Annotated in this window: 7 protein-coding genes and 2 riboswitches; of the genes, 2 read left to right on the forward strand and 5 right to left on the reverse strand. The window is 45.0% G+C overall.

The genetic code is table 11. The annotated features are described in order from the left end of the window. The first annotated feature begins 89 nt into the window (after window positions 1-89). Entirely contained in the window at window positions 90-596 is a 507-nt protein-coding gene (locus HMPREF0083_RS19310) for a phosphatidylglycerophosphatase A family protein (protein ID WP_021623374.1), read from the forward strand. Window positions 597-661: 65 nt separating this feature from the next. Here the strand turns inward: HMPREF0083_RS19310 and HMPREF0083_RS19315 are convergent, their stop codons facing one another. The 5 genes from HMPREF0083_RS19315 to HMPREF0083_RS19340 all read right to left on the reverse strand — a co-directional run bounded on the left by HMPREF0083_RS19315 (window position 662) and on the right by HMPREF0083_RS19340 (window position 6,720). Beyond that, window positions 662-1,453, reverse strand: coding sequence for a TIGR01457 family HAD-type hydrolase (locus HMPREF0083_RS19315; protein WP_021623375.1), 792 nt, complete (start codon window positions 1,451-1,453; stop codon window positions 662-664). Window positions 1,454-1,529: 76 nt separating this feature from the next. Further along, window positions 1,530-2,519: an ABC transporter permease gene (locus HMPREF0083_RS19320; RefSeq protein WP_021623376.1), complete on the reverse strand. Its 990-nt coding sequence runs from the start codon at window positions 2,517-2,519 to the stop codon at window positions 1,530-1,532. Next, window positions 2,506-4,029 (reverse strand): sugar ABC transporter ATP-binding protein, encoded by a 1,524-nt coding sequence (locus HMPREF0083_RS19325; protein ID WP_040303938.1) that lies wholly within the window; start codon window positions 4,027-4,029, stop codon window positions 2,506-2,508. The genes HMPREF0083_RS19320 and HMPREF0083_RS19325 overlap by 14 nt, the downstream gene beginning before the upstream one ends. Before the next feature lie 72 nt (window positions 4,030-4,101). After that, on the reverse strand, window positions 4,102-5,181 hold the full coding sequence (locus tag HMPREF0083_RS19330) for a sugar ABC transporter substrate-binding protein (protein ID WP_021623378.1): 1,080 nt from the start codon (window positions 5,179-5,181) through the stop codon (window positions 4,102-4,104). Between the two features lie 94 nt (window positions 5,182-5,275). Further along, window positions 5,276-5,384, reverse strand: a riboswitch (SAM riboswitch). A 75-nt stretch (window positions 5,385-5,459) separates the two neighbouring features. Further along, window positions 5,460-5,568, reverse strand: a riboswitch (SAM riboswitch). Between the two features lie 360 nt (window positions 5,569-5,928). Then, a complete protein-coding gene (locus HMPREF0083_RS19340; RefSeq protein WP_021623380.1) occupies window positions 5,929-6,720 on the reverse strand; it encodes a hypothetical protein in 792 nt (263 codons plus the stop codon). 377 nt (window positions 6,721-7,097) lie between these two features. On the opposite strand from HMPREF0083_RS19340, the gene mtnK reads away from it, so the two are divergent. Beyond that, window positions 7,098-8,309, forward strand: coding sequence for an S-methyl-5-thioribose kinase (mtnK, locus tag HMPREF0083_RS19345; protein ID WP_040303944.1), 1,212 nt, complete (start codon window positions 7,098-7,100; stop codon window positions 8,307-8,309). Window positions 8,310-8,409 lie beyond the last annotated feature (100 nt).

Below are 8,409 nucleotides of genomic sequence, written 5' to 3' on the forward strand. Positions count from 1 at the left end.
CTTCCACCTTATGGATAATCAACAGGCGTGATGACAATATATTTTCTTTCCGCAAATCTCCGTAAAAGGATGCGAAGCTTATGAGCAATATGAATTATGCTGTTCGAGACGAGAAGGTTCGGGAAACCGCCTATCATTTATTGAAAGAACGCGGCGTCACTATGGATCATCTTGTAGAGCTTGTCATGTACTTGCAGAAGCCTTATTTTCCCGATTTGGATAAAGAGACATGCGAGTACAATATCAAAAAAGTATTGCAAAAACGCGAAATTCAAAATGCAATCATCACTGGCATTCAGCTCGATATTCTGGCCGAGAAAGGCATGCTAATCGAGCCCTTGCAGGAGATGCTGGCTCAGGATGAAGGACTATACGGCATCGATGAAGTTCTAGCTCTATCTATCGTAAATGTATATGGTAGTATCGGATTTACAAACTACGGCTATGTAGATAAAGTCAAACCCGGCATTTTAAAGGTTTTGAATCAAAAGGAAGGAAACGAAGGCGTTGTACACACCTTTCTCGACGATATCGTGGGCGCCATTGCGGCGGCAGCCTCCAGCCGTCTGGCGCATAGCCGTTTCGGTACGAGATAAAAACTCACTTCATTATACATAAAAAGACTGTTAGGAAGAAGCGTCTTCCTGACAGTCTTTTTATGCTATATACTCCAATCCGCCAGGCTGGAAACCGTATATGTCGGCTGTACTTCCGCCCCTTCCAGGTCAGCTTCCCTGCTAAATCCGCTGTAGACTAACAGCGTATCGACGCCACTTCGCCCGCCAGCGGCAATATCAGTCTCCAGATTATCCCCGATGAGCAGCACTTCGTCCGTACGAAGTCCAAGTTTCTCAAGGGCCAGTATAATAATTGCCTGTTCCGGCTTTCCTACATATAATGGCTCCGTCCGTGTTGCATATGCGATAGAAGCAGTAAGCGAACCGTTGCCAGGTACTAGCCCTTCCTCTGTAGGAATAGCCCGGTCGCAGTTTGTAGAAAGAAATCTTGCACCCCCGTAGATGGCAAGCGTCGCTTGTTTCATTTTCTCATAGGTGAACTGACGATCAATACCAACTACGACATATGAAGCCGGGGCTTTTTCCACCAGCTCATATCCCGCTTCAGAAAGTGCCATTTTTAACCCTTTCTCCCCGATTGCCAGTACCTTTACCTTATCCATCGTTTTTTCTTTCCGCTCTATTTCTTCAATCGTTTCGGCCACCGCCATACTGGAAGTGAAGAAATCTTCCGGAACTGCGTTTAGCCCCATTTTTTGCAGCTTTTCCGCCAGTTGCTCCGGTGTGAGTGACGAATTGTTCGTCACATACTGATAAGGTATGCCTTTCTTTTTTAATGCTTCAACAAACGAGACCGCTTCCGGGATGACTTCGCCTCCCCGATAAATGGTTCCATCCAGATCAAGCAAATAACCTTTGTATGTGCGCTCTGTCATCGTATGCCTCCTCGCTCCCCATCATTAATCTTTATTCGTTCTGATCATATCATAAGATGGGCTAAGAAGCCGTGCATTATGACTTCCGACGATGCATGTGCAAATAAGTCATGGACAGTGCAAACACTAATACCGCACCTTTAATGATGTCAAATGCGTAATAAGGAAGGTTTAGCATCGTCAATCCATTCACAAGAATACCGATAAGAAATGCTCCGAGGAACGTACCGATAACATTCGGTTTCCCTGCTCCAAACACAGAAAAGCCAACGAATGCGGCCGCGACCGCTTCCATTAGTAATGGCGAACCTGCATCCACCTGTCCAGAACCGACACGCGCTGTGAAAATAATCCCGGCTAGCGCTGCGAACACACCGGATAAGACATATGCTACCGTACGCACTTTATAAATAGAAATCCCGCTCAATCTCGCTGCTTCCTGATTTCCCCCGGTAATATACAGAAGGCGTCCGCCACGTGTATACGCAAGGAAAACGTGAACCGCCACAACAGCAACCAGCATAATAATAACCGGTACAGGAACCCCCAGCAGCTTGCCCTGACCAATCCACAGGAATCCTTCTCCCAGTATGCCTTGAGCCGTGCTTCCATCCGGCATTGGCATGTTATTGTATATCGAAAATCCCTGTGTATATGTCTTATGCAATCCAGCGACAATATAGAGCATACTAAGCGTTGCCAGCAAATCCGGAATACGGATTTTGACAATAAGCCATGCATTAACTAAACCGACAATCGCTCCGAGCAATATGGGTATGAGAATGACCAGAGGAAGCGGCAGCTGATACCATACCATCAATGATGCGGTCACAACCGTCGTCAACGATACAGTGGAGCCGACAGACAGATCAAATCCATCTACGATAAGCGAGAACGTTACACCAATCGCTACCAACGTTACGATAGAAATATAACGCAGAATATCCGTGATGTTGTCGTACGTCAAAAAATTCGGATTTACGATACTAAAAAATATAATGACAGCAATAATAACGAAAATAGCTCCATACTTATATGAAAAATCGAGCACTTTATTTTTCTTCATGGCTTTCTCCCCCGCTCGCATACAATAAGATGTTCTCTGATGTAACTTCGCTGCCAGTAAGCTCCTTGACGATTCGCCCGTCACACATAACAAGAACCCTGTCGGAGATGCCTATAATTTCAGCAATTTCGCAGGAAAGATATACAATCCCCTTTCCGGCCTGCGCGAGCTTTCCGATAAGCGTAAAAATGTCCCGCTTCGCGCCGATATCAACTCCCTTTGTCGGTTCATCAAATAAAAATACGTCCGCTTCTGTTGCCAGCCACTTGCCGATGACAACTTTTTGCTGGTTTCCTCCGCTTAAGTATCCGACCGCCGCTTCCTCATGCGGAGTCTTCACCCCCAAATCGCCAATCATGCTCCGGGCGTGTTCCTTCTCTTCGTTACGACGAATAAATCCGCCTGCGGTAAAATGCTTAAGAATAGGAAGCGTAAGATTGGTACGAATGCTTTCGTCTATGAGAATTCCTTCCTTGCGCCTCTCTTCCGGTACGAGCACAATTCCGGCACGAACTGCATCCCGCGGTTCGCGCAGCCGCACCGTCCGCCCACCAAGCACAATCTCTCCTTCCTCCATCGTATCGGCACCGAATAACAGGCGTGACAGTTCTGTTTTGCCCGCTCCTACCAATCCGACAATGCCAACCACTTCTCCACTGCGCACCTGAAAGTCCACTCCACGAACTTTTGTACCCTGGCGGACACCGCGCACCTCCAACAGTGTTTCCCCGATATTCGCTGCTACTTTCGGGTTTTCTTCCTGAAAGGTTTTGCCAAGCATCGCTTCGACAATATGTGTAATCTGGAGCTCTGCCGTGCTTTTGGTCCATACATGGCATCCATCGCGCATCACTGTGACCCGATCGCACACCGTCATGATTTCCGGCAAACGGTGCGAGATGAAGATGCAGGCTACGCCATCCGCTTTCAAACGATTCATCACCCGGAATAAACGCTCCGCTTCCTCCAGACTTAATGGCGCGGTCGGCTCATCGAAGATAACACATTTGGCTTGCTGGGAAACCGCTCTTGCGATAAGCACGATTTGCTTTTCCGATAGTGTGAGATTTTCTGCCTTCTCACGCACCGGTATCTCATAGCCAATCTCGCGCAGTATGGCCTCCGCCTCCTGGTACATCGCATTCCATCGCAGCCAGCGTAAACCCTTTCCCTTCGGCTTGCGGTCTAGCAAAATATTTTCACATACGGTTAATGACGGAACAAGTGCAGTGTCTACTTCCTGATATACACAATGAATCCCTGCTGCTTTGGCATCAGCCGGACTTGCTACGGTAATCGTCTGTTCGTTTAGCCGGATAGCCCCACCGTCTGCCTGATATGCCCCGGACAATATTTTCATTAAGGTGCTTTTTCCTGCACCATTTGCTCCGAGCAACGCATGAATCTCACCACCGTGTACAGTGAAATCGACATCTTTGAGTGCATGAACTCCCCCAAACAACTTGTTGATATGATGCATGTGCAACTTCACTGCCGTCGGTTGTTTCATACGATTCTCCCCCATTTCCTCTGCCTATCCAGAAAAATCCCACCGGCTTTATCTGGCCGGTGGGACAACGGATTATTTTTTCATCCAATCGGCAATGCCTTGCTGGCTGCTGCCCCAATCTTTAATATGCTTATTCAGCGTATCGGTGGTTACTTTATCAGCCGGAAGTGCTTCACGTGTTACCAGTACCGATTTTAGTTCAACGCTATCCGGTGTCTTATCGCCATGCAGCTTCTGATAAGCATAACGTACCTGTACACGTCCAATATCTTTCGGATCCACTGCCGCAGATGCTACCCACGGTCCCTTCGGATTTTGAATCATTTGCAAGTCTTCATCACTCATATCAATACCGTATACTTTGATTTCCGTGCGTCCAGCCTGTTCAATCGCACGAGTTGCTCCTTTTGCGAATTCATCCCAGGCAGCGAATACAGCCGTAATGTCTCCTTTATTTGGGTATTTTTTCAATACCGCTTCCATCTGCGCCTGCGTATCGAGCGCGGTGTTGGCTGTTGCGGAGCCGAAAGCAGCCACTTCTTTAATGCCTGAATTGTTTCTCAAAAACTCCTTGTATGCTACCTGACGACGTTCCATTGGAGCAAACCCTGCAACCCAGATTTTTACGATGTTCGCCTTGCCATCATTATCTTTCGCCAGCTTTTCAAGAACCGATGTAGCCATCTCCTTGTCCCCCTGCTGAAGAACAGTAACACCTGGAACCTTCACATCTGCATCAAAGACAATAACAGGGATATTTTGTGACACTGCCTTTTTAATGCCATTCTGTAGGGCTTCTGGCGTACCATGATCAATGAGAATCGCATCGAATTTCTGATTGATAGCCGCATCCAGGTTAGCTGTCATACGACCTAAATCACCATCTGCCGCGAACACAGTTACCTGTCCGCCAAAACGCCCCACTTCTTCTTTCACACCGCTTATATACTGGGCTGAAAATGTTCCGAGGTTTAGCTGCATAACGAGCGCAACACGCTTACCTGTAAGCGGACCTACGGAGTAAGGTTCTTTTTTCTCGTCCTTTTGCTCTCCTGCACCGGCGCTTGTGCCTTGTGTACCGCATGCGCTTGATACAACTGCAAGCAACAGGATAAGAAACGCCGATAAAATAATGTGCATTCTCTTTTTCATTATGAAAACTCCCCTTTACACTTGTTGAATAATTGAAAAGCGCCTCTCTTTACGACTGAAAAGAGAGACGCTTCGACTTACCGAATCACGTTGCCTCTCATCTCTCAGGATATCTCCTGCAGGAAGTAGCACCTTGCTTGCACATGCGCAAGCAGGTTGCCGGGCTTCATCGGGCCAGTCCCTCCGCCTTCTCTTAATGAGAATATGTGTAATTAAAAAACGATATGAATACAAAAAACCTCTTCCGTATCTGAAAGAGGTTGTGCGTTTGCTTCATCACCTTATCTTTCAGAACTATGTCTGTAGGAAGTAGCACCTTGCTGCGCATGCGCAAGCAGGTTGCCGGGCTTCATCGGGCCTAATCCCTCCGCCTTCTCTTGATAAGAGTTTTTTAATTTTTTATTTTAATGAGACTAATCATACTTACAATACAAGTTGTTGTCAATTACTTTTTTCACTATCTTTAATGAAAACAAGAACAGTGAAGTAAAACTTCTAAAATTACAGAAAAAAATTGTAGAAATATGCAACTTATCTCCTTTTAAACAAGTATAAAAATGTAAAATAAGGAGATGTTTCCTATGAATTTAAGTGATTGGATTATCCTATTGATTGTAGGCTCCTGTTTTTTGGCGACCGGCTGTTTGCCGTTTCTATTATCGAATGAGAGGAAAAAACCATGATGTAGACAAGCTTCCTTATCCATGGCAAAGGAAGCTTGTTTTACTTTCAAAAATCACCTCTCTCTTATTTAGCCACACACAAGCTGTCAATTCCGAATGTTCCAAAATCAATACCTGTGCCTGTTATCTCTTTTCGCGTATCAGATAATGTTTTCATGGCATTCTTTTTAGAGACACAAAGAGTTTGGATAGTCTGTGTTCGCTTTTGATTTATCGCCTGTGCGGTTTGAGTCTCGGTCTGTTTCATTTTTTTCTGCGTATTCTCTCTGATTTTCGCAAAATTCTTATGCAATGTCGCTATATTTCCTCCGTGACGTTGAAAATAATCAAGGGTTAAACCATTTCTATATACTTCACCATAGTACTGATCAAGAGTAAGGCCGTTTCTGTACACCTCTCCGTAGTAACGATCAAGAGCAAGACCGCTCCTGTATATTTCTCCGTAGTATTGATCAAGAGCAAGGCCGTTTCTGTATACTTCGCCATAGTACTGATCAAGAGCAAGACCGTTTCTATGTATTTCTCCGTAGTATGCATCCGCCTCTTTGGAACCGTATTGTTTTTGTACAGCCCTATAATCTTCCGTTGCCTTCTGCATAAGCTGTCTGTAATCATTCTGAGCCAGCGCCTGAAGGCGGCGGTAATCTCCCTCTGCCTGCTGCTTATATCGTTGATAATCTCCTTTCACCTTAGTTGCATAAGACTGATAATCTGCTTTCACCTTTGCGATTGCCTGGCTTTTGGCTGATGAAGCTGCTTGTACTGCTGTCGACAATAGCGGGCTTACCAGAACAGCCAGGCAAACAAGAAGCACGAACAAAGAAGATACTGTTTTTCTCATAGAAATTTTGTTCATTCACTTTCCCCCATTTACATATTTTCTCGCTTGGTATCCGGTTTAAAAACCACATTGATAGATACAATTATTTTTTACATCATTTACCTATATTTGTATATAGATCGTTAGATTTACAAAAAAGGGGCAAGAAATGTGAATCTACAAATAACAATCGAGTCATATGAACCATTCACTATGTTTATGCTGTATCTTTATAACCAGAATCACTCCCGGGCTTCATGCAGGAGAAAAAACAGTTGCACAAATGATAGTTGAGGCTATAATTATTCATATTCATATCCGTAAAGATGGGAATATTGTAGAAATTGAAAATATGTCATGTACGTAACTTAAAATAGATGTACAACGAAACCAAAGAGAAAGGGAGTATTACAATGTCTTATCGTACACTTAGTGAACAAGAAGCTGTTGAATATGCCCGCAGTATCCCGAATCTTTTTCCACAAGATGCACAGTTGGTTAGCCGTGAAATCGGCGACGGAAACCTGAATTTCGTCTTTCGCATACAGGATGAGGGACCATCGGGTAAAAGTATTATTTTCAAACAAGCATTGCCATATGTCCGTGTTATCGGTGACTCCTGGCCTCTTACACTTGATCGCGCTCGTATCGAAAGCGAAGCGCTGCTTCTGGAAAATGAACTGTATCCCGGCTCTGTTCCGGAAGTATATCATCATGATAATGAGCTGGCATTAATCGTGATGGAGGATTTATCCAAATATCAAATTATGCGCAAAGGATTGGTGGAAAGAAAGCGCTACCCTAATTTTGCCAAGCAAATCGGCACATTTCTGGCACGCACACTATTTCTAACATCTGATTTGGCGCTGTCACCTGTAGAAAAAAAGCGGAAAGCCGCTTCTTTTACAAATCCTGAATTGTGCAATATTACAGAGAACTTTGTCTTTACGTATCCGTTCCATGACGATCCGTCGAACGCCTACAACCCGCTGCTGTCCAATATGGTACAGCAAATCTGGAATGATAACGAACTAAAGCTTGAGATCGCACGACTGAAGGAAGGCTTTATGACACGGGGACAAGCACTTTTGCACGGAGATTTGCATACTGGAAGCATTATGGTAACGGAAGAAGATACGAAAATCATCGATCCGGAATTCGCCTATTATGGACCGATGGGCTTTGACATTGGGGCGCTCATCGCCAATCTGCTCCTTAACTATTCGGCACACGAAGGCCATACACTTGAACCGCAAGAACGGGAATCCTATCAGGCATACTTGCTTGACACCGTGGTACAAGTATGGAATGTTTTTGAAGCAGAATTCCGTAATCTATGGGAAGAGAAGGCACAAGAAGCATACGCAAAAATACCGGGATATGTGGATGCTTATTTGCAAGATGTACTTCAGGATACTGTAGGATATGCGGGCTGCAAAATGATGCGGCGTGTTATCGGGCTTGCTCATGTCTCTGACCTGGAAAGTATCTCAGATCCGGCGCTACGCGCCAAGGGTGAAACACTGGCCCTGACTATCGGACAAGAGCTTATCTTAAAGCGTAGCAGCATCACAAGTATTGATAAGGTTATTGCCCTCGTTGCCTCATCTACAGCACAACAATAACAATAAAATCAATAAAAAAGCCGGCGGAATCTTACCATCTTGATATTATCCCCCAAGGGTGTTGACTATCTAGTATAATCCAGAGTAGATCGCCACCACA

It is taken from the genome of Aneurinibacillus aneurinilyticus ATCC 12856, assembly GCF_000466385.1.
Taxonomy (GTDB): domain Bacteria; phylum Bacillota; class Bacilli; order Aneurinibacillales; family Aneurinibacillaceae; genus Aneurinibacillus; species Aneurinibacillus aneurinilyticus.

Coding starts and splice junctions, on each gene's coding strand:
- HMPREF0083_RS19310 (WP_021623374.1), top strand. CDS start 90: ATGAATTATGCTGTTCGAGACGAGAAGGTTCGGGAAACCGCCTATCAT.
- HMPREF0083_RS19315 (WP_021623375.1), bottom strand. CDS start 1,453: ATGACAGAGCGCACATACAAAGGTTATTTGCTTGATCTGGATGGAACC.
- HMPREF0083_RS19320 (WP_021623376.1), bottom strand. CDS start 2,519: ATGAAGAAAAATAAAGTGCTCGATTTTTCATATAAGTATGGAGCTATT.
- HMPREF0083_RS19325 (WP_040303938.1), bottom strand. CDS start 4,029: ATGAAACAACCGACGGCAGTGAAGTTGCACATGCATCATATCAACAAG.
- HMPREF0083_RS19330 (WP_021623378.1), bottom strand. CDS start 5,181: ATGAAAAAGAGAATGCACATTATTTTATCGGCGTTTCTTATCCTGTTG.
- HMPREF0083_RS19340 (WP_021623380.1), bottom strand. CDS start 6,720: ATGAACAAAATTTCTATGAGAAAAACAGTATCTTCTTTGTTCGTGCTT.
- mtnK (WP_040303944.1), top strand. CDS start 7,098: ATGTCTTATCGTACACTTAGTGAACAAGAAGCTGTTGAATATGCCCGC.